17 protein-coding genes and 1 tRNA gene are annotated in these 20,982 nt (G+C 74.5%); 7 read left to right on the forward strand and 11 right to left on the reverse strand.

Annotated elements, in window-relative coordinates; translation table 11 throughout:
* Positions 1-52: 52 nt before the first annotated feature.
* Positions 53-643 (reverse strand): 50S ribosomal protein L25/general stress protein Ctc, encoded by a 591-nt coding sequence (locus EV386_RS10820; protein ID WP_130414892.1) that lies wholly within the window; start codon positions 641-643, stop codon positions 53-55.
* Positions 644-1,029: 386 nt separating this feature from the next.
* Here EV386_RS10820 and EV386_RS10825 point away from each other — a divergent pair, with 386 nt between their 5' ends.
* Positions 1,030-3,726 carry a hypothetical protein gene (locus EV386_RS10825; RefSeq protein WP_130414894.1) on the forward strand — a complete coding sequence of 899 codons (2,697 nt, stop codon included), beginning with the start codon at positions 1,030-1,032 and terminating at the stop codon, positions 3,724-3,726.
* On the opposite strand, the gene EV386_RS10830 is transcribed toward EV386_RS10825, so the two are convergent.
* The 4 genes from EV386_RS10830 to EV386_RS10845 form a co-directional block, all read right to left on the reverse strand.
* Complete coding sequence (locus EV386_RS10830) at positions 3,692-4,837, reverse strand: glycosyltransferase (RefSeq protein WP_130414896.1); 1,146 nt, start codon at positions 4,835-4,837, stop codon at positions 3,692-3,694. The genes EV386_RS10825 and EV386_RS10830 overlap by 35 nt on opposite strands.
* A gap of 112 nt (positions 4,838-4,949) precedes the next feature.
* Positions 4,950-5,933: a ribose-phosphate diphosphokinase gene (locus EV386_RS10835; protein WP_130414898.1), complete on the reverse strand. Its 984-nt coding sequence runs from the start codon at positions 5,931-5,933 to the stop codon at positions 4,950-4,952.
* Complete coding sequence (gene glmU / locus EV386_RS10840) at positions 5,933-7,465, reverse strand: bifunctional UDP-N-acetylglucosamine diphosphorylase/glucosamine-1-phosphate N-acetyltransferase GlmU (protein WP_130414900.1); 1,533 nt, start codon at positions 7,463-7,465, stop codon at positions 5,933-5,935. The genes EV386_RS10835 and glmU overlap by 1 nt, the downstream gene beginning before the upstream one ends.
* Positions 7,466-7,519: 54 nt before the next feature.
* Positions 7,520-7,591: transfer RNA gene (locus EV386_RS10845), tRNA-Gln, on the reverse strand.
* A gap of 204 nt (positions 7,592-7,795) precedes the next feature.
* Between EV386_RS10845 and EV386_RS10850 the strand changes: the two genes are divergently transcribed.
* From EV386_RS10850 to EV386_RS10870, 5 genes are read left to right on the forward strand one after another with little or no spacing between them, the layout of a single operon-like run.
* Positions 7,796-8,461 carry a TetR/AcrR family transcriptional regulator gene (locus EV386_RS10850; protein WP_423218974.1) on the forward strand — a complete coding sequence of 222 codons (666 nt, stop codon included), beginning with the start codon at positions 7,796-7,798 and terminating at the stop codon, positions 8,459-8,461.
* Positions 8,462-8,475: 14 nt separating this feature from the next.
* Positions 8,476-9,375 (forward strand): ABC transporter ATP-binding protein, encoded by a 900-nt coding sequence (locus tag EV386_RS10855; RefSeq protein WP_130414902.1) that lies wholly within the window; start codon positions 8,476-8,478, stop codon positions 9,373-9,375.
* Complete coding sequence (locus tag EV386_RS10860) at positions 9,375-10,619, forward strand: ABC transporter permease (RefSeq protein WP_130414904.1); 1,245 nt, start codon at positions 9,375-9,377, stop codon at positions 10,617-10,619. Before EV386_RS10855 ends, EV386_RS10860 begins: the two co-directional genes overlap by 1 nt.
* 60 nt (positions 10,620-10,679) lie before the next feature.
* Positions 10,680-11,225, forward strand: coding sequence for a MarR family winged helix-turn-helix transcriptional regulator (locus EV386_RS10865; RefSeq protein ID WP_130414906.1), 546 nt, complete (start codon positions 10,680-10,682; stop codon positions 11,223-11,225).
* A gap of 40 nt (positions 11,226-11,265) precedes the next feature.
* Positions 11,266-12,468 carry an MFS transporter gene (locus tag EV386_RS10870; RefSeq protein ID WP_242607920.1) on the forward strand — a complete coding sequence of 401 codons (1,203 nt, stop codon included), beginning with the start codon at positions 11,266-11,268 and terminating at the stop codon, positions 12,466-12,468.
* Between the two features lie 9 nt (positions 12,469-12,477).
* Here EV386_RS10870 and EV386_RS10875 read toward each other — a convergent pair whose 3' ends face one another.
* The 4 genes from EV386_RS10875 to EV386_RS10890 form a co-directional block, all read right to left on the reverse strand.
* A complete protein-coding gene (locus EV386_RS10875) occupies positions 12,478-13,062 on the reverse strand; it encodes a TetR/AcrR family transcriptional regulator (protein WP_130414908.1) in 585 nt (194 codons plus the stop codon).
* A gap of 154 nt (positions 13,063-13,216) precedes the next feature.
* Positions 13,217-14,125, reverse strand: coding sequence for an aldo/keto reductase (locus tag EV386_RS10880; RefSeq protein ID WP_165399896.1), 909 nt, complete (start codon positions 14,123-14,125; stop codon positions 13,217-13,219).
* Between the two features lie 135 nt (positions 14,126-14,260).
* A complete protein-coding gene (locus EV386_RS10885) occupies positions 14,261-15,928 on the reverse strand; it encodes an outer membrane protein assembly factor BamB family protein (protein WP_130414912.1) in 1,668 nt (555 codons plus the stop codon).
* Between the two features lie 32 nt (positions 15,929-15,960).
* The gene (locus EV386_RS10890; RefSeq protein ID WP_130414914.1) at positions 15,961-17,784 is read right to left on the reverse strand and encodes an ABC-F family ATP-binding cassette domain-containing protein; all 1,824 of its coding nucleotides are present in this window, start codon (positions 17,782-17,784) and stop codon (positions 15,961-15,963) included.
* A gap of 131 nt (positions 17,785-17,915) precedes the next feature.
* Between EV386_RS10890 and EV386_RS10895 the strand changes: the two genes are divergently transcribed.
* Complete coding sequence (locus EV386_RS10895; protein ID WP_130414916.1) at positions 17,916-18,923, forward strand: acetylxylan esterase; 1,008 nt, start codon at positions 17,916-17,918, stop codon at positions 18,921-18,923.
* 119 nt (positions 18,924-19,042) lie between these two features.
* Here EV386_RS10895 and EV386_RS10905 read toward each other — a convergent pair whose 3' ends face one another.
* Both EV386_RS10905 and rsmA read right to left on the reverse strand, forming a co-directional pair.
* Complete coding sequence (locus EV386_RS10905) at positions 19,043-19,987, reverse strand: 4-(cytidine 5'-diphospho)-2-C-methyl-D-erythritol kinase (protein ID WP_130416886.1); 945 nt, start codon at positions 19,985-19,987, stop codon at positions 19,043-19,045.
* Positions 19,988-19,998: 11 nt separating this feature from the next.
* Positions 19,999-20,934 (reverse strand): 16S rRNA (adenine(1518)-N(6)/adenine(1519)-N(6))-dimethyltransferase RsmA, encoded by a 936-nt coding sequence (rsmA, locus tag EV386_RS10910; RefSeq protein ID WP_130414918.1) that lies wholly within the window; start codon positions 20,932-20,934, stop codon positions 19,999-20,001.
* Positions 20,935-20,982 lie beyond the last annotated feature (48 nt).

A 20,982-nucleotide genomic window follows, 5' to 3' on the forward strand; every position in this document is an offset into this window, starting at 1 on the left:
CCGGGACCGAACGGTACCGGGCGCCCTCGCGTCAGCTCGTCGGAGCGTCAGCTCACTCGGCGGCGGCCTCGCCCTCGGCGGCCTCGCCCTCGTCCTCGGCGCGCTCGCCCTGCGGCTCGGCGACGGCGACGACAATGTGCTCGGCGTCGGTCAGCAGCGAGACGCCGGTGGGCAGCGTGACGTCGCCGGCCGTGACGACCGTGCCGGCCGCCATGCCCTCGATCGAGACCTCGATCGACTGGGGCAGGTGCGTGGCCTCGGCCTCCAGCGACAGGGTCTGGGCCTCGACGAGGTGGATCGCGCCGGGGGCCGGCTCACCCACGACGACGACGGGGACCTCGACGGCGATCTTCTCGCCGGCCTTCACCACGAGCAGGTCGATGTGCTCGACGATGTTGCGGACCGGGTCGCGCTGCACGTCCTTGGCGACGGCGAGCTGGGCCTTGCCGTCGAGCTCGATCGAGAACAGGGCGTTCGACTGGCGCAGCGACAGCGTCGTCTCGTGACCCGGGAGGGTCACGTGAACCGGGGCCGCGCCGTGGCCGTAGAGGACCGCGGGGATCTTGTCCTCGCGGCGGATGCGGCGGGCGGCGCCCTTGCCGAACTCGGTGCGGGCCTCGGCGACGAGCTTGATCTCAGCCATGGGGACTACTCCTGACGATTCGCTGGTGGTGCCGCTGGGGGCGCCAGCGGAAGTTCTGTACGTGTGGGCGGCTGCGTCGGCGCGAGATCCGTGAGGGACGCGCGCGGGGCACGGCGGCGCTGGTGCGCAGCACCGTGCTGGACCGCCCAGTCGATCACGGACACTCACGGTGCGTCGCGGTCTCCCGCGGCCCGCCGAGCGTCCCTCGCCGAGGCAACCTGCTTACTGTACCCGCCGAGCGGCGTTGCGGGAAACCGCGGTGCGCGCCATGACGCCCCTGCGGCACGCCCGCACTTCACCCGGCTCCGGCTGGCGACCGGCGACCAGGGTGCGACGCTGACCCTGGGGCGCGCGAGCATCCTCCGCGCGCGGGCTGGAGGTCGGACATGCGCGACCGGATCCAGGCGGTGGGCGCGGCCGTCGTCGTGAGCCTCATCGTCGCGGGAGCGAGCCTCGCGCTCGCCGTCGCCACGGCCCTGGCTCCCGGCGCCGCCGCGGCGCCCGACCCCCGGTGCGCCGTCGCGGCCGCCGCGACGGCCGACGCACGTCCGACCCGGGCGCTCGACTACCTCGACGCCCGCGCACCCCGCCTCGCGGCGCCGACGCCACCCGCGGCCTGCCTTGCCGAACGGGACGCCGCGCTCTCGGCCATCGACCGCGCCGCCGACCTCGCGGACTCCGCCTACGTCTGGCAGCCGGGCGGCGTGGCCCCCTACTCCGGCGCCGACGAGTCGTGGGACGAGTCGCTCGACCGGGCGACACAGGCTCTCGCCCTGGACGCCGACGCCGTCTCGGCGCTCGCGGGCCGCTCGGCCGCGGACCTGCGGACGCAGGCGCTGGCCCATCTGCCGGTGCACGCCGCGGCCGACTCCGCCCACGGGTGGTGGCAGACGCTCGCCGACGGCGCACGGCCGCTCGGCGCCCCTGCGCTCGCCTTCGTCTGCGCGCTCGCGGCTGTGCTGCTGGCGGCCCGGCTCCTCGCCCCCGTGACGCTTCACTGGCCGGTGCTGCGTGAGCCGGAGCGCCTCGCCGTCGGCGCCGCGGGTGTGGTCGCTGCGATCGCCGGAACCCTCGTGCTGGGCCTCGGCGTCACGATGGCCACCTCCGGCGTGCGCGCGCCGGACTCCTGGACGGGGCCGACCCAGGCGCTGCGGTGGGCGCTGTGCGCGACCGGGGTGACGGCCGCCGCCGTCGCGGTGACCAACGCCGTACGACGGCGCACGCCGCACTCCCTCAACCGGAGGCGGCGCACCCCCGCATGGTCGGCCAGCGCGGGAGCCCTCGGGCTCGTCGTGGCCGGGCTCACCATCGCCCGGGCGCCGGCGCTGTGGCTCGGGCTGACCGCGTGCGCGCTCGCGGTGCTGCTCGTGGCGACGCTGCTGGCCACACGGCTGCGGCTCGTGGTCGAGGTCCGCCGCGACGGTGACGGCGAGCGGCCAGACGGCGACCCCGCCACCGGCGCCACCCGACTGGTGGCCCTGCTGGGCGACCTGGCGGGCCGCCCCTCGGCCGGAACACATGTGCCGCGCGGCGCCGACGTCGACCGGCTCGGCGGCGCGGCGCTCGCCGAACTGCCGGCCAACGTGGCCCTCAAGGCGGTCGCGACTGCCGCCCAGTGGCTGTCCGGCACGGCGCCGTGGCAAGTCCGCGTCGAGGAGGGCGGCGACGGGGCGCTGTCCGTCGTCGTGACGCGCAACGGGCGCACGGCGACGAGCGCGACCTACGAACGTTCCGCGCTGGTCGGCTTCGGCATCGCGCAGCACCTGGCCGACCAGGCGGACCTGATGCGCGCGGCCGCCGCGACCGTGGTCACGACGCTCGCCGAGCACCACACCGGGTTCGAGGGGCTGTGCGGCGCGAGCGACGCGCGCTCGCTCGCTCGCTACTACATCGCCACGACCGATCTGAGCGGGGACGCCGACGCGCGCAGGACTCTCCTGGCCCACGCGACCGAGGCCGATCCCGAGAACTGGCTCGCGCAGGTGGCGCTCGGCAACGCCGTCGGCGAGCGCGCCGCGCAGGCCCGGGAGCTGGAGGCGTACCTGGCGTGGATCGACCAGGTGCTCGACCAGCTCGCCCTCCGGTCCTCGGCGCCGCTGCGGCCCAGGAGCGCGGCGACGGCGGGCGGCCGGGCGCCGCGCGGGTTCGAGGGGCTGCGGCTGCGGCTGCTCTACAACCGGGCGGCGACCGCGATCAACCTGGCGTTCGCCCGTGGGACCGACGGCACCGTCATCGACCAGTCCGTCGTGGCGAGCGTGGTCACGCTCTGGCAGGCGCTGGCCCAGCAGGCCCGTCGCCACGGCGCCGGGCGGCGCCGCAACGCGCACCTGGTCGCCGAGCTCGCGGACGCCTCGCTCGGCATGGTCCTGCGGGCGCGGCACGCGCTCGCCTCCGTCCCGGCCGGGACGGACCAGGCGGCCACGCTCACCAGCCTCACCCAGTCGTGGGCCGCGGTCACCGGGCGCGACACCCTGCCCACCGACGACGAGCCGGCGCGCACGCCGACGGGCGCCTACAACCTGGCGTGCTGGGCCGCGACGACCCCGGGAGTGGACATCGCGGTCGCGGTGCGCCACCTGCGGCAGTCCTTCGCGCTCGCGGACAACCGGGACTGGCTGGAGCAGGATCCGGTGATGGCGGCGGTCGTCAGGTCCGGCGCATTTCGGCAGGTCCTGGCCGTCCCACCGCTCCCCGACGTCCTGGCCATGGCGCCGCTGGCGGACCACGCGGGGCGACTGCGGGCGCTGGGGCTGGAGTCCGCCGAGCGCATCGCGCGCCTGGCCTGGCAGGACCTGGTCGGCTACCTCGCCGTGACACCGCTCGAAGCCAAGGTCATGGTCGAGGCGGCCCGCCTGGCGACCACGCTGCCGGACTCACCGGCCCGCTACGACCTCGCGCTCACGCTGCTGCGTGTGGGCCACCACGGCCGCCCCGACGCCGCGAGCGGCGAGACGGTCGCGCGGCTCACCGCGACGGTCCGGCGGCTGGACCTGACGGCCGAGCAGGCACAGGCGACCCTCGACGGCCTCAGGTCCGCCGGGTGGCCGGTCAGCGGTCCTCCGGCTCGCGGCGCAGCGGCGTGAGCGAGGGCATCGCGTCGAACGCGGGCGCGGGCGCCGTGCGGGCCGGGCGGTAGACGACCTGGGCGTGGAACACGAAGCGGACCACGAACGCGAGCAGGATGAGCGCCGCCTGGACCAGTTCGGGGTGTGGCGCCGCCTGCTCGACGATCCACCACAGCAGCAGGGTTCGCACCAGCGCCTCGGTGCCGTTGAAGGCGAAGGACTGCGTGAAGCGCCGCCAGACGCTGCCGCCCTCGTGCCGCAGGTCGCCGAAGACGAACCGCTCTTGGAGCAAGAAGTTGGTCACGATCGTGACCACGTTCGAGACGATCACGGCGGGCAGGTAGTGCAGGCCCGCGGCCTGCAATCCGGCCAGGATCGCGAGGTTGAGCACGGCGCCCAGCGCGCCGATCACCGCGAACGGCGACAGGCGCCCGAAGCGCAGCGCCCACAGCTGCTGCACGTAGCGCAGCCCGTTGGACAGCGACGCTTTGGACCGCCCCGCGAACCGCTCGCCGAACACGAACGGCTCCTCGACGACGTCGAGCCGGGTGCGCGCGAGGATCTCCAGCAGGATCTTGAACCCGCGCGGGCGTAGCTCGGCGGTGTCGATCCGGTCCGTGCGCACGGCGAAGAAGCCGGTCATGGGGTCGGTCACGTTGCGCAGCCGCACGGGGAACATCGAGCGGGCGAGCAGCCCGGAGGCCCGCGACACGAGCCGCCGTCCGGGGCCGTCGAGCCCGCCGGCGTCCCCTGACCCGGTGTACCGCGAGGCGACGACGACGTCGGCGCCGTCGGCCCGCCCGCGCTCCAGCAGCGCCGGCACCAACTCGGGCGGGTGCTGCAGGTCGCCGTCCATGACCACGGCCCACTCGGCCCCAGCCTCCTGCGCGGCGCGCAGCCCCTCGACCACCGCGCCGCTGAGTCCGCCGACGGGGACCTCGCGGTGGATCAGCCGCACGGGCAGCGCCGCGTCGGCGGCGACCTGGGCGATCACGGCGGGGGTGTCGTCATCCGAGTCGTCGACGAAGACGACGTCGGCGCCATCGCGCAGCACCTGGCCGAGCCGGCGCACCAGCTCGGCGACGTTGGGCCCCTCGTTGTATGTGGGGACCACCACGGTGACGGACACGGACCCTCCCTCGGGCTCGGCCCACGTTCTCTCAGCGCGCGCCCGCGGGTCAAGCCAGGCGCTCCGCGCCCTGACGGCTCGGTCGCGCCCGGCCATCGCGGGCGCGGCCGGATCAGGAGTTGCCGTCGAACAGGCTCGTGACCGACCCGTCGTCGAACACCTCGCGGATCGCGCGCGCCAGCAGCGGCGCGATCGACAGCACGGTGAGCTCGGCGAAGCGCTTGGCCGGCTCGATGGGCAGCGTGTCGGTGATGACCACCTCGGCCGCGCCGCACTCGTGCAGGCGCTGGGCGGCGGGGGCCGACAGCACGCCGTGCGTCGCGGCGACGACCACGGACTTGGCGCCCGCGTCGAGGATCACCTTGACGGCCTCGGCGATCGTGCCGCCGGTGTCGATGAGGTCGTCGACCAGCACGCACTCCATGCCCTCGACCTCGCCGACCACGCGGTTGGCGTGCGACTTGTTGGGCTGGGTCACGTCCCGCGTCTTGTGCACGAACGCCAGCGGCGCCCCGCCCAGCTTGGCGGCCCACTGCTCGGCGACGCGGATGCGGCCGGCGTCGGGCGAGACGACCGCGACGTTGTCCAGGTCGACGCGCGTGCGCACGTAGTCGGTCAGCACGGGCATGGCCCACAGGTGGTCGACGGGGCCGTCGAAGAAGCCCTGGATCTGCGGGGTGTGCAGGTCGACGCTCATGATGCGGTCGGCGCCGGCGGTCTTGAGCAGGTCGGCGACCAGGCGCGCCGAGATCGGCTCACGGCCGCGCGACTTCTTGTCCTGGCGCGCGTAGGCGAAGAACGGCGCCACGACCGTGATGCGGTGGGCCGAGGCGCGCTTGGCGGCGTCGACCATGAGCAGCTGCTCCATGAGCCACTGGTTGACCGGCGCGGTGTGGGACTGGATGAGGAAGATGTCGGTGCCACGGATCGACTCGCCGAACCGGACGTAGGTCTCGCTGTTGGCGAAGTCGTAGGCCGAGACCGGCAGGAGCGCGATGTCGAGCTCTGTGGCGACCGCGTCGGCGAGCTCGGTGTGCGCGCGGCCCGTGGCCAGCACGAGCTCGCGATCGGCCGTGCCGTGGATCGACTTGTTCATCAGCGGTTTCCCTCGCTCGGCTCGGCGTGGCTGGTGCGGGCATTCTCGTGCGCGTCGGGCGTCGGCGCAGCCGGGCTGGCGGCGGCTGCCGCCTGGGCGGAGGCCGTGCCGGGCCGCTTGCGCTCGACCCAGCCCTCGATGTTGCGCTGCTGCGCGCGGCCGACGCCCAGGGCGCCCGCCGGCACGTCGCGCGTGATGACCGAGCCCGCCGCGGTGTACGCGCCGTCGCCCACCGTGACGGGGGCCACGAACATGTTGTCGGCGCCGGTGCGGGCGTGCGAGCCGATGACGGTGCGGTGCTTGTTGACACCGTCGTAGTTGACGGTGACCGAGGCGGCGCCCACGTTGGTGTGCTCCCCGATCGTGGCGTCACCGAGGTAGGTCAGGTGCGGCACCTTCGATCCGGCGCCGATCTGGGAGTTCTTGACCTCGACGAACGTGCCGATCTTGCCCTTGACGCCCAGCTCGGCGCCCGGGCGCAGGAACGCGAACGGGCCCACGCTGGCGCCCGCGCCGATGACCGCCAAGGACCCGTGGGTGCGCACGACGCTCGCGCCCTGCCCCACCTCGACGTCGGTCAGCGTGGTGTCGGGGCCGATGGTGGCGCCCTGCTCGACGCGCGTGGCGCCGTGGAGCTGGGTGCCCGGCAGGAGCGTGACGTCGGGCGCCAGCTCGACGTCGACGTCGACCCAGGTGCTGCCCGGGTCGACGACGGTGACGCCGTCGAGCATCCAGCGCTCCAGGGTGCGGCGGTTGAGCTCGGCGCCGAGCACTGACAGCGCGAGGCGGTCGTTGGCGCCCTCGACCGTGATCGGGTCGTCGGCGATGACGGCGCGCACCGTGCGGCCGTGGGCGCGCGCGAAGGCGACGACGTCGGTCAGGTAGCGCTCGCCCTGAGCGTTGTCGCTGGTGAGCGACGCCAGGCCGCGGCGCAGCACGTCGGCGTCGAAGACGAAGATGGAGGCGTTGATCTCGCGCACCTCGCGCTGGGCCTCGGTCGCGTCCTTGTGCTCGACGATGGCCACCACGTCGCCCGTGCCGTCCTCGCGCACGATGCGCCCGTAGCCCGTCGCGTCGTCGACCACCGTGGTCAGGACCGTGACCGCGTTCCCGTCGGCGTGGTGGGTCGCGACGAGCTGGCCCAGCGTGGCCCCGTCGAGCAGCGGCACGTCGGACGCCATGACGATGACCGAGCCGGTCAGGCCGCCCTCACCGACGACGGCGTCGAGCGCCTCGAGCCCGACCTGCGCCGCCCGGCCGGTGCCGGGCACCTCGTCCTGGTCGACGACGACGGCGGCGGGGTCGACCCGCAGCGCCTCGGCCTCGACCAGGTCGCGCTCGTGGCGCACCACGACGGCGAGGTGGGTGGGCGCGAGCTCACGGCCCGCGGCGATCGCGTGACCGAGCAGGGAGCGCCCGCCGACGGCGTGCAGCACCTTCGGCAGCGCCGACTTCATGCGAGTGCCCTGGCCTGCCGCCAGGATGACGACGGCCGTGGGTGAGGCCGGGGTTGCGGGGGTTTCGGTCGACACCGGGGACCTTCCTGCTCGGACCTGCTCGAGCCGCGGGGGCACTCGAGGCACGGGCTCCGCCCCCAGGACTCGAACCTGGACCAAGGGCACCAAAAACCCCTGTGCTGCCGATTACACCAAGGCGGATCGGACGCGGCCCAACCTCAGGGGCGCCGCACAGCGGGCGCCCGTGCGGTCACGGTCGCACGTCCCGGGCAAGTCTGCCAGGTCGCCGGGGGTGGGTCGCACGCGGGTGCGCGTGACGTCTGGCCGGACGCCACGCGCAGGGTCCCGACAGGCCGAGGCGACGTCACCGCCTGGCGCGCGCCGCGACCGGGCACAATGGCCCCCATGCCCACCGAGCCCCGCGACTCCCGCCGAGCGACCAGGTCGCCGCGCGCCCGCATGACGGCCAGCGAGCGCCGCGAGCAGCTGCTGGCCGTCGGTCGCGGCCTGTTCGCCGAGAAGGGCTTCGAGGGCGCCAGCGTCGAGGAGATCGCCTCGCGCGCCGAGGTGTCCAAACCCGTGGTCTACGAGCACTTCGGGGGCAAGGAGGGCCTGTACGCCGTCGTCGTCGACCGCGAGGTGCAGGCGCTGACCGGTGCGCTCATCGGCTCGCTCACCGAGAGCGCGCACCCCAAGGTGCTCGTCGAGCGCGCCTCGCTCGCCCTGCTCGACTACATCGAGGCGCACGAGGACGGGTTCCGCATCCTCGTGCGCGACTCGCCCGTCGCGCAGGCGACCGGGACGTTCTCCTCGCTCATCGGCGACGTCGCCACCCAGGTCGAGCACCTGCTCGTCGCCCAGTTCAAGGCCAACGGCCTGGAGGCGCGCACCGCGCCCCTGTACGCGCAGATGCTGGTGGGGATGATCGCCCTGACGGGGCAGTACTGGCTCGACGCGCGCTCCCCCGCCAAGGCGCAGGTCGCCGCGCACCTGGTCAACCTGGCCTGGAACGGGCTCAAGGGCATGGAGAAGAAGCCCGAGCTCACCAAACCGCGGGCCGCGCGGGCCTGAGGCAGGATCGTCTCGTGACCTCCCTCGACATCGAGAGCCTCAGCAAGTCCTACGCCGGCCGGGTCGCGCTCGACGGAGCGACCTTCACCGTCGCGGCGGGCGAGATCTTCGGCTTCGTCGGCTCCAACGGCGCCGGCAAGACGACGGCGATGCGCATCGTGCTGGGCGTGCTGTCCGCGGACGCGGGGCAGGTGCGCTGGGGCGGACGCCCGATCACGCTCGACGACCGCCGCCGCATCGGGTACATGCCCGAGGAGCGCGGCCTGTACCCGCGTATGCGTGTGCGCGACCAGCTCGAATACCTCGCCCGCCTGCACGGGCTCACGGCCCCGGCCGCAAAAGCCTCGGCGCAGCGGTGGGCCGAGACGCTCGGGGTCGCCGAGCGGCTGGGCGACGAGGTCCAGAAGCTCTCGCTCGGCAACCAGCAGCGCGTCCAGCTCGCCGCCGCGCTGGTGCACGACCCCGACCTGCTGGTGCTCGACGAGCCGTTCTCGGGCCTCGACCCCGTCGCCGTCGACGTCATGAGCGGCGTGCTGCGCGAGCGGGCCGACGCCGGGGTGCCGGTCATCTTCTCCTCCCACCAGCTCGACCTGGTCGAGCGGCTGTGCGACCGCGTGGGCATCATCAAGACGGGCCGCATGGTCGCCACCGGCTCGATCGACGAGCTGCGCACCACCGACCGGCCGCGCTGGGTGGTCGACGGGCCGCCCGACGCCCTGTGGGTGGCGCAGGCGCCCGGCGCCCGTGTGCTGGCGCGCGACGGCGCGCGCACCGTCGTCGAGACGCCCGCAGGTGACGGCCAGGAGGTGCTGCGCGCGGCGCTCGCGGCCGGGCCCGTGCGCGAGTTCGCCCCGGCCCGACCGTCGCTGACCGACCTGTTCCGCCACGTCGTCGCGTCCGAGGAGGCCGCCTGATGACCGCTCCCTCGCCGCTCGCCGCCGGCGCGGACCCCCGCGGGCTCAGCCCGGTCGTCGGCCTGAGCCCCGCGCGCGCCACGTGGCTCATCGCCCAACGCGAGGTGAGCACGCGCATGCGGCAGCGCTCGTACCTGATCACGACGGCGCTGCTGGTCGTCGCGGTCGTCGCGGGCATTCTGGTCGCGCACGCGACCGCAGGCGGCGGCTCGACCGTCGCGGTCGGCGCGACCGACCAGACCACCGCGACCGCCGTCGAGCAGGCGCTCGACGCGGCGGGCCTCGACGCGACGGTCACGACCGTCACCGACCGCGCCGCAGGTGAGCGGCAGGTGCGCGACGGCGACCTGGACGCGCTGATCGTGCCGGCCGACGGCGGCTCGCTGACCACGGTCGTCGACCGGGAGCTCAACGCGCGGCTCGCGCCCGTGCTCGACGGGCTCGCCCGCCAACAGGCCCTGACCGCCCAGATCACTGCGCTGGGCGGCGACCCGACGACGGTCGCGGCCGCCGTCGGGCAGGCCGGCGTCCAGGTGGACGCGCTCGACCCACCGGTCGAGCGCGACCTGACGCAGGTCATCGCGGGCTACCTGGTCGGCATCGTCATGTTCATGGCGCTCATGATGTGCTCGCAGCTCGTCGCACAGGGCGTCGTCGAGGAGAAGACCTCGCGCGTCGTCGAGCTGCTGCTGGCCACGGTGCGCCCGTCACACCTCATGGCGGGCAAGGTCGCGGGCATCGGGCTGGTCGGCCTGATCCAGGTCGCCGTCACGGTGGGCGCCGCCGCGATCGCAAGCTCGGCGACCGGGCTGCTCGACACCTCGGGGCTGCGCGTCGGACCGACCCTGGTGTGGGCGCTCGTGTGGTTCCTGGTCGGGTTCGTGACCTACGCGTTCGTGCTCGCCGCGTTGGCCGCGCTCGTCTCGCGGCAGGAGGAGGTGAGCTCGGTCATCACGCCCGTGACCATGCTCATGCTGCTGCCCTACATCTACGGCATCAGCGTGCTGCCGTGGGACCCCGCGAACGCGCTGGCCCGGACCCTGTCGTTCATCCCACTGCTGTCGCCGTTCCTCATGCCCATGCGCCTCGCACTCGGCACGGCGCCGCTGTGGGAGCCGTTCGTCGCGCTCGCGCTCGCCCTGGCGGTGGTGCCGCTGCTCATCTGGCTCTCGGGCCGGATCTACGCCAACGCGGTGCTGCGCACGGGCGCGCGCGTGCGGCTCAAGGACGCGCTGCGCGCCTGAGCCCGTGATCGATCGGCCTCAAGAGTCTTGATGTCGAGAGATCGGCGTTAGGCTCACGCCATGGAGGCTGCCGCACCCGGCGCCGGGCCCGACGAAGCCCCGGCCCGACCGCTCGACGAGGTCGACCGCATCGTCGCCGACTGGCGGCGCGAGCGACCCGACCTCGCCGTCGAGCCGCTGGAGGTGTTCTCGCGCGTCACGCGCTTGGCGCGCCACCTCGACCGCGCGCGCCGCGTCGCCTTCACGGCCCACGACCTGGACACCTGGGAGTTCGACGTCCTGTCGGCGCTGCGGCGCGCGGGCGACCCCTACGAGCTGTCGCCCGGCGCGCTGGTGACCGCGACCCTGGTCACCAGCGGCACCATGACCAACCGCATCGACCGGCTGGAGGGACGCGGCCTGGTCGAGCGGCACCGCTCCCCCGACGACCGGCGCGGCGTCGTCGTGCGCCTGACTCCCGGGGGGCGGGCGCGCGTCGACGCCGCGCTGACCGACCTGCTCACGCACGAGGCGGGGATGCTCGCGGCGGTCTCGGCCGACCACCGCGCCGACCTCGCGGACCTGCTGCGTGAGGCGATCGCCCCGTTCGACACCCACCCGGGCTGACCTGACCGCCCCGCCGCGCGCTGGCGGGTACCGTGGGCCGGTGCCCGCCAGGAGAACGATTGCAGCGCGCCGCGCGGCTCCCGGCGGCGCGTTCCTGCTGGTGGCGCTGCTGCTCGTCGCCCTCAACCTGCGCGCCCCGCTGACGTCGCTGCCGCCCGTCGTCGCCCAGGTCTCCGGCGCCCTGTCGCTCACGCCCGCCCAGGCGGGCGTGCTCACGAGCGTGCCTGTGCTGTGCTTCGCCCTGCTGACGCCGCCGGCCGCCGCGCTCGTGGCCCGGGCAGGCGCCGAGCGCGCCGTCCTGCTCGCCGTCGTCGGGGTGCTGGCGGGGCAGGCGGTGCGCTCGGCGGGCTCCCTGCCCGCGGCGCTCGCGGGCACGGCCGTGCTGGGCGCCGGCATCACGATCGGCAACGTCGCGGTGCCCGTGGTGATCGCGCGCGACTTCCGCTCGCGCACCGCCGCCGTCACGGGCGCGTACTCGGCCGCGATGAACCTCGGCTCGGCGCTGACGACCACGGCGACCGTCCCGCTCGCGGCCCTCTGGGGCTGGCAGTGGGCGCTGGCCGGGTGGGGCGTGCTCGCCGTCGCCGCGCTCGCGGTGTGGGCCCGCGCGACGATGGCGCAGGCGGGCGCGACCGACGCGCCGGCGCCGATCACGGCGTCCCCGCCCGGCGGTGAGTCGGCACGGCTCGGGCGGCCCATGGCCGTGCTCGTGGTGCTGCTGTGCGTCGCCTTCGCGGGCCAGGCGTCCTCCTACTACGCCGTGACGGCGTGGCTGCCGGAGATCCTGCACGCGCGGCTCGGGTTGGGCGACGGCGCCGCGGGTGGCCTCGCGGCGCCCTTCCAGCTCTGCGCGGTCGCGGGCTCGCTGGGCGTGCCGCTCGCGCTCTCGCGCCGCGTGCCGCTGCGGGCGGTGTCGCTGGTGATGACGGCGGCCTGGCTCGTGCTGCCGGCCGGGATGCTGCTGGCGCCGGGCGCGGCCCTGGCGTGGATCGCGCTGGCGGGCGCCGCGCAGGGCGGCAACTTCACGGTGATCTTCACGCTCATCGCGCAGCGGGCGCCGAGCGTCGCAGCGGCGCGGCGCGCGTCAGCCGTGGTGCAGACGGTCGGGTACGCGTGCGCGTCGCTGGCCCCGACGGCGCTCGGCGCCGCGCACACCGCCACGGGCGGCTGGACCGTGCCGCTCGTCGGCGTCCTGGCGACGCTCGGCGTCATGGGCGCCGCGATGGCGGTCGCGACACGCTGACGCCCGCGATCACCTCAGGCGCGTCAGCAGCGCGTCCACGTAGGCGTGGTATCTCTCGACGCGCTCGCCGTGCGGGTGCATGAGGTTCACGATCACGGCGCCGATGACGACCGTCATGTACTCGTCGACCACGACGTCGTAGGGCGGGTCGGCCGTGATGTCGCCGACCGCGCGGGCGGACTGCAGCCGCTCGACGCACGATCCCCGCCAAAAGTCGAGGAACCGCCCGTACACCTGCGCGACCTCCGCGTTCGTCATCGCGTACTCCCACAGCGCGAGGAGCACACGTCCCGTCGCGACCTGCTGCGCGGTCGCCGGCAGCGGCACGTGCAGGAAGCGGTGGAGCGGGTCGACCTCGTCCGGCGAGTCGGGCGCGCGCATGGCCGCGGTCATCTCGCCGATGATCGACTCGAACGTCGCGACGACGATGGCCTCCTTGCTCGCGAAGTAGTGCTTGAGGGCGCCATTCGCGAAGCCGGCCTCGGCCGCGATCGACCGCATGGTCGCGGCGTGGAACCCGCCGCGGAGGATGAGCCGCCGCGCGACCGCGACGATCTCCCGTCGGCGCTCGTCATGGTCGATGATCTTGGGCATCCGCGGACTCCCTCCGCTCCCGACACGGCACGCCGACCCGTGCCGTCGGCGGCCGTGGCCACCGTACTCGCACGTCGGCGCCCTGAGCCGCGCGCGTCGCAAGATGTGACACCGCCGCCGACGTGCGGGTCGCGACCCGGGGGCGGCGTCCCGGTCATGAGCCCGGGGGCCCGCCGACGTCGTCGTCCAACGCGAGGCCGTCGAGGGCGTCGCGCACCCACGGGCCGTGATCGGCGGCGAGCCGGATCGCCGCGAGGTTGGCCTCGACGTGGGCGAGCCGCGAGGCCGCGAACAGCACGTTGCGGGTCGGGGCGTAGGCGAGGGCGAAGGCGATCGCGAGTTGCGCGGGGGTCACATCGGCCTGGCGGGCGTGCGCCTCCAGGACGGCGCGCACCTCGGCGATCCGCCGGTCCGCCCGACCCGCGGCGCCGACCCGCCGCCGCGGGAGGCCGCCGGCGAGCACACCGCCCTCCAGGGCGCCGACGGCCTGCAGCCCGAGCGTGCCCGCGCGGAAGAGGTCGGCGTACGGCTCCCCTTCGGCGACCGCGCGGCGCATGACGCCGTAGGCGAGCCGGACGAAGGTCGGCGGCGTCAGTCCGTCGAGCGCGGCGACGTCGAGCGCAGCGAGCGTGTCGGCGGCGGGCCACCCGAACACGCCCCACGAGCCGACGAGTCCGGCGTCCACCAGCGCCGCGACGCCGGTCACCACCGCGCGCACGTCGGGCGGCTCGTCGTAGTCGTCGAGCACGACGGCGTCGAACCGCTCCAGGCCGACGCGTTCGAGGCTCACCTCGACCTGCTCGCGCAGGCTGCGGCGCGGCCAGTCGCGCAGCCGGGCGCCCCCGCACACCACGACGTCGTCGCGGTCGATCCCGGCCGCCCACAGCGCGGCCCCGAAGATGATGTCGCCCGACGAGTGCCGCGCATGCCGTCCCGCGTCGCAGCACGCGACGTCGAAGAGCCCTGCGCCGGACTCGACCGCGCGGAAGACCACGGCGACCCGCTCGTCCTGAGGCAGCCGGTCCCAGCTGGAGCACGTCCCGAGCCCGAGCGGCGGCACCATCGGCCCGCCCGGTCCCAGCGGCCTGCGAGTGCGAGTCGGATGTCCACGCATCGACGCCTCCGGGACGGTTTTTCTACGTTTGTTTAATATAACGGCCGAGGGACGCGCTGTCGCGGTGGCGCACGACCCCGGCGCTCAGCCCAGCGCGACCAGGTGCGAATCGTCGGTGGAGTACAGCCTCTCGCCGACGACGAACGCCGCCGCGCCACGCAGCGTCGTCGTCCACTGCGGCTTCCCGTTCGTCACGTCGTATGCCGCCCACACCCGCTCGGCGTCCAGCACGCCACCGCCGTCGCCCGTCCGCGTCACGACGACGAGGCGATCACCGTCGGTGAGGACCGACTCGACGACGAGCCCCGCCCCCTGCCCATCCGCGAGCGGCCGCGTCCATCGCGTCGCGCCCGTCGCCGCGTCGAGGCCCACCATGGCGTCGGCGGTCTGAAGCACGACGACGCCGTGGACCTGCGCAAGCACCCCCAGCGACTCGCGCGGCGCCGTCCACGCCACGGACCCGTCCGCCGCGCGATACGCGACGAGCGACCGAGGCGACCCGGCGAACAGGAGGCTCGGCGCCGCCGCGTCGGCGACCCACGCGTCACCCGGACGGCCCCGCACCCGCCCGAGCAGGGCGCCGTAGTCCGAGAACACGTCCCACGGGCCGTCGTCGGCGGCGGCGGACTCGGTCTGCGCCACCGCGTAGCGACCGCCCGTCAGCGGTTGCACGGGCGGCCACAGCGCGCTGTCCGCCGCAAAGGGAGAGCGTGTGGCCAGGACCTCGCCGGTGCGCAGGTCGAGGGCCACGTCGAGGCTGCACGTCTGGGCCCAGACCCGGTCGCCTCCCGTGCTGAGGGAGGCGCCACCCGCCAGGTGCGCGCGCCCCTGCTCGTCGGTCGAGACGCACGACCCGTTGGTGATCTCGCTCCCGGCGGCCAAGCGCTCCCCCGGCTCCGTCCGCTCCCACAGCACCGTGCCGGTGGCCGCGTCCTCGCGCCAGATGCGCAGGTCGGGCATGGTGACGGCCTCGGCGAGCGTCCATGGCCCGTCGCCCACGTCGGCGTGGTCGCTCAGCGGTGAGACGTCGCTCGGCGCAGCGCCCGGCGTCAACGTCGCAGCGTCCACGGGGGCCGTGGCGAAGTGGACGCGGCTCGCATCCGGCCCAGGGATCGTGACGACGAACCCGTCGCTCGGCTCTGGGGCCCGCTGCGTGAGGATCTCGCCGCCCGGGCCCACCACGACGACGCCCGACGACCCCTCGCACACCACGCGGTCGACCGCGTCGTACGTCAGCGCGACCGCCGACGACGCCCGGACGGCGCTGTCACATCCCCACACCGTGGGCAGATGCGTCCTCCAGCGCACCGCGCCGTCGCGCGGGCGCACGCCCAGCAGCGTGATCCCGCCCTCCGCCGCGTCCCGCGCCGAGGCCTCGGACACCACCAGCAGACCGTCCATGAGCGCCACCGGGACCGGGTTGCCCAACGGAAGGCTCCAGCGCTCGCGGGGCGCGCGGCTCAGGTCGGCGACGGCGCCGGGCGCCCCCGCGAGACCGGCGGTCCGCTCCGACGCGGGCAGGTCGGCCGCGAGCATCCCCGCGACCACGGCCACCGCCGCCGTCGCCACCGCGACGCGCACCGCACGCGGGCGCCGCCGCGAGGGACGGGGTTCGATGAGGTGGGAGGCGATGCGGTCGCGCAACCTGGGCGCCGATCCGGCGGGCGCCAGGTGGTCGGCGAGGCTCCCATCGACCTCGTCGTCGGGTATGAGGTCGAACGCGACGGTTTGCGGGGTGCGTCTGCGAGCCACGACCCGGACGCTAGCCCATCGGGCGAGAGGCTTTAGCCGATCAGGTCGGACAGCTCCAGCCAGCGCTCCTCAAGTTCGGCGGTCTCACCCTCGACGGCGCGCAGTTGGTCCGCCAGCCTCTGCAGGCCCTCGTAGTCGCCTTGCTCGTGCTCGGCCATGCGTTGATGCAGTGTGCTCACCTCGGTGTGCAGCTTGTCGAGACGACGTTCGATCGACGCGACCTCCTTCTGCGCGGTGCGTCGATCGGAGCCGGAGAGCCCGGAGGCGCCCGCGCCGGTCGGGGTGACCGGAGTGCCGGTCGGGGTGACCGGAGTGCCGGTCGGGGTGACCGGAGTGCCGGTGCGCGGTGACGGCTGCTCGCGTCTGAGCCGCAGGTACTCCTCCACCCCTCCGGGCAGGTGTCGCAGGCGCCCGTCGACGATCGCGTACTGCTGGTCGGTGACCCGTTCCAGCAGGTAGCGGTCATGGGAGACGACGATCAGCGTCCCCGGCCACGAGTCCAGCAGGTCCTCCATCGCGGCCAGCATGTCCGCGTCCACGTCGTTCGTCGGCTCATCGAGAGCGATGAGATTCGGTTCGCTCAACAGCAGGAGCAGGAGCTGCAGGCGCCGCTTCTGGCCTCCCGACAACTCCCCGACACGGGCGGAGAGGTGTTCGCGGGCGAACCCGAGACGCTCCAGCAACTGCGCCGGCGTCAGGTCCTTGCCGTCGACCATGAACGTCGTCTTGGTGCGCGCCAGGACCTCGCGCACCCGGTCGGCGCGGATGTCCGCGAGCTGGGAGAACTGCTGGTCCAGCATTCCGAGCCGTACCGTCTTGCCGCGTTTGACCCGGCCCGAGGCGGGTTGCACCGTTCCGGCGATCAGGCCCAGCAGCGTGGACTTGCCGCTGCCGTTCGCCCCGAGAATCCCGGTCCGCTCGCCCGGAGCGATCCGCCAGGTCACCTCCCGCAGCACCTCGCGATCCCCATAGCGCACGCTCGCGTCCTCCAGGTCGATCACGTCTTTGCCCAGACGTGCGACCGCGAGCCGCTGCAGCTCGATGGGGTTGCGCACCGGCGGCACGTCTTCAATGAGCTGGTTGGCGGCGTCGATGCGGAACTTCGGCTTGGACGTGCGGGCGGGGGCTCCGCGGCGCAGCCACGCCAGCTCCTTGCGCATGAGGTTCTGCCGCTTGGCCTCGGTCGCGGCGTTCATCCGATCCCGCTCGACGCGCTGGAGCACGTAGGCCGCGTAGCCGCCCTCGAAGGGCTCCACGGTCCCGCTGTGCACCTCCCAGGTCTCGGTGCAGACCTCGTCGAGGAACCAGCGGTCGTGCGTCACGACCAGCAGGGCGCCGGAGTCCTTCGCCCAACGGCTCTTGACATGCTCGGCGAGCCAGGCGATGCCCTCGACGTCGAGATGGTTCGTCGGCTCGTCCAGAGCGATCACGTCCCACTCGCCCACCAGCAGCACGGCGAGCGCCACCCGGCGCCGCTGCCCGCCACTGAGCGCGCCGATCTGCGCGTCCCACGGCAGATCCGCGACGAGCCCACCGATCACGTCGCGCACCTTGGCGTCGCCGGCCCACTCGTGCTCGGGCCGATCGCCGACGATCGAGTGCCCGACGGTGGCCTCCGGGTCGAGGTCGTCGCCCTGAGACAGCATCCCGAACCGCACGCCGCCGCGCCGGGTCACGCGACCGGCCTGCGGCTCGATCAGACCGCCCAGCATGCCCATCAGGCTCGACTTGCCGTCACCGTTGCGACCGACGATCCCGATCCGGTCGCCCTCTTCGACTCCGACCGTCACAGCGTCGAACACGACCCGCGTCGGGTACTCCAGGTGTAGGGCCTCAGCCCCGAGCAGATGTGCCACCGGACCAGGGTACGGACCCGTGCGGCGAGCCGGGTGCGCGGGACGGCGCCGGCGAGGGCGCCGCGCCCCCACGGTCGCTACGCTCACCGGTGGCGCCCGCCCGCGGGCGAGACCGCGACGGAAGGACGCCCATGGCCCAGTTCGACCTGCCGCTCGACGAGCTCGAGCAGTACTCCCCCGAGATCGCCTGCCCCGACGGCCTCGTGGAGTTCTGGACGACGACGGTCACGCAGGCGCGCGCCCAGGGCGGCGCGCCCGTCGTGCAGCGGGTCGATACCGGGCTCGCCGCGGTGGTGGTCGACGACGTGACCTTCCCCGGGTTCGGGGGGCACCCCATCAAGGCGTGGCTCGTGCGCCCCGCACACCACGACGCCGACGCGCACGGCCCGCTGCCCGCCGTCGTCGAGCTGCTCGGGTACGGCGGCGGGCGCGGGCTGCCGCACGAGCACCTGCGGTGGGCGGCCGCCGGCGTCGCGCACCTGGTCATGGACACGCGCGGGCAGGGCGCGCACTGGGGCTCGGGTGGGCAGACGCCCGACCCGGTGGGCCGCGGCGCCGGTGTGGCCGGGTTCCTGACCTCCGGGATCGAGGACCCGCACGACCACTACTACCGCCGCTTCTACACCGACGGCGTGCGGGCCGTCGACGCCGTGCGGCAGGTCCCGGGGATCGACCCCGCGCGCGTCGCGGTCACCGGCGTGAGCCAGGGCGGGGGCGGGACGATCGCCGTCGCGGCGCTGCTGTCCCTGGTCGGCGACGCCGTCGCGGCCGCCATGCCCGACGTGCCGTTCCTGTCGCACTTCCGCCGTGCGGTGCGCCTCGTGGACTCACGCCCCTACGGCGAGATCACGCAATACCTGTCGGTGCGCCGCGACCCCGCCATCGAGGCCGCCGTGTGGCGCACGCTGTCCTACCTCGACGTCGCGGGGCTCGCGCGGCACGCCACCAGCCCGGCGCTGTTCTCGGTCGGGCTCATGGACGTCACCTGCCCGCCGTCGACGGTGTTCGCCGCCTACCACGCGTGGGCGGGCGACAAGCGGATCGACGTGTACCCCTACAACGACCATGAGGGCGGCCAGGCGTACCGCTTCGCCCCGCAGCTCGCCTGGCTCCACGAGCACGCCCCCGCCGGTGGCTGAGCCCACCCCGGTGGTCGAGCCCGCACCGGTGGTTGAGCCCGCACCGGTGGTTGAGCCTGTCGAAACCACCCCACGGCCGCTCATGGTGGTTTCGACAGGCTCAACCACCGGGATGTCGCTCAGGTGAGCTGACGCGCTCCGCCCGCGGGCCCCGTCGTCGTCCACACGGCGTCGGCCGCGCCCTCCGCCGTCCAGGTCGCCGCGATCGCCAGCGCGTGCTGCCGCGAACGGGCCAGCGCGGCGACGGTCGGACCGGACCCGGAGACGATGGCGCCCAGCGCCCCCGTCTCGCGTGCGATGTCGAGCGTGCGCCCGAGCTCGGGGCGCAGCGACAGCGCGGCCTCCTGCAGGTCGTTGTGCAGCGCCGCGCCGAGGGCCGTCGGGTCGCCCGCGCGCAGCGCCTGCATGAGCGCGGTGTCGTCGTCGAGCCCGACGGGCGCCGCCCCGCCCTGGGTGAGCTCGTCGAACCGGGCGTACACCGCGGGCGTCGACAGTCCGCGCTCGGAGGCGCCGAACACCCAGTGGAACTCACCGCGCGTCATCGCGGGCGTGAGCAGGTGCCCGCGCCCCGTCCCGACGGCGGTGTGCCCGAGCACGCAGAACGGCACGTCGGAGCCCAGCCGCGCCGCGAGGTCGAGCAGATCGGAGCGCGGCACACCCGTCTCCCACAGCGCATCGCACGCCACGAGCGCGGCGGCCGCGTCGGCCGACCCTCCGGCCATGCCCCCGGCGACCGGCACGCCCTTGCGCACGTGCAGCGCGACGTCGGCCTCGACGCCGGTGTGCTCGGCGAGCAGCCGGGCCGCACGCCAGGCGAGGTTGGTCTCGTCGGTCGGCACGAGCACCGCCTGCGGCCCGTCGACCGTCAGCGAGAGTCCGCTGCCCGGCCTGGCCTGGGTCGCGGTGACCTCCTCGTACAGCGCGACCGCCTGGAACACACTCACCAGCGGGTGGTAGCCGTCGTCCTGCACGGGCCCGACGCGCAGCGACAGGTTGACCTTCCCGGGCGCGCGCACCCGCGCCGTGGGAGGCGGCGCGGCCGTCAGCCGCACGGGAGGCGACATCCTGGGGCGACTCACGCGTCCACCGTGCCAGGCGGCGGCACGCGCCGCACACCGTCGTGCGCAGGCTGCGACACGCCGCCGCGCTGCGCGGGCCGCCCGGCCCACTGCTCCGCGACGCGCGCGAACTGCGCGACGTCGAGCGTCTCACCGCGCGCCCCCGGGTCGACGTCGGCCGCGCGCAGCGCCTCCTCGGCCGCGGCGCCCGACCCGAACAGACCCGACAGCGCCGCACGCAGGGTCTTGCGCCGCTGCGCGAACGCGGCGTCGACGACGGCGAAGACCTGCGCGCGCGTCGCAGTGGTCGGGGGCGGGTCGCGCCGTTCGAGCGCCACGAGCGCCGAGTCGACATTGGGCGCGGGCCAAAAGACGTTGCGGCTCACGGTCAGTGAGCGCCAGGCCCGCGCGTACCAGGCCGCCTTGACCGACGGCACCCCGTAGATCTTCGAGCCCGGGGCGGCCGCGATGCGGTCGGCGACCTCGGCCTGGACCATGACCAGGACGGTCTCCAGCGAGTCGAAGCGCTCGAGCATCGTCAGCAGGACGGGCACGGCGACGTTGTACGGCAGGTTGGCCACGAGCGCCGTGGGTGGCTGGCCCGGCAGCGACGTGACGTCGAGCGCGTCGGCGAGCACCACCTCGAAGTCGGCGCCGGGCAGGTGGGCCTGGACCGTCGCGGCGATCTGTCCGGCCAGCACGGGGTCGATCTCGACCGCCACGACCGAGGCGCCCGCCTCCAGCAGCCCCAGGGTCAGCGACCCGAGGCCCGGCCCGACCTCGACGACACGCTGCCCCGGCCGCACGCCCGCGGCGCGGACGATCTTGCGGACCGTGCCGGCGTCGTGCACGAAGTTCTGCCCGAGCGTCTTGGTGGGCCGAACGCCCAGACGCCCTGCCAGCTCGCGGATCTCCGCGGGGCCGAGCAGAGCGCCTGAGGGTGGGGTTGTCATGCGGTGAGCCTACCGAGTGGGGGTCTCGACGGGCTCGACCGCGGCAGG

The sequence above is a fragment of the Xylanimonas ulmi genome (genome assembly GCF_004216535.1).
In the GTDB taxonomy this organism is placed as follows: Bacteria; Actinomycetota; Actinomycetes; order Actinomycetales; family Cellulomonadaceae; genus Xylanimonas; species Xylanimonas ulmi.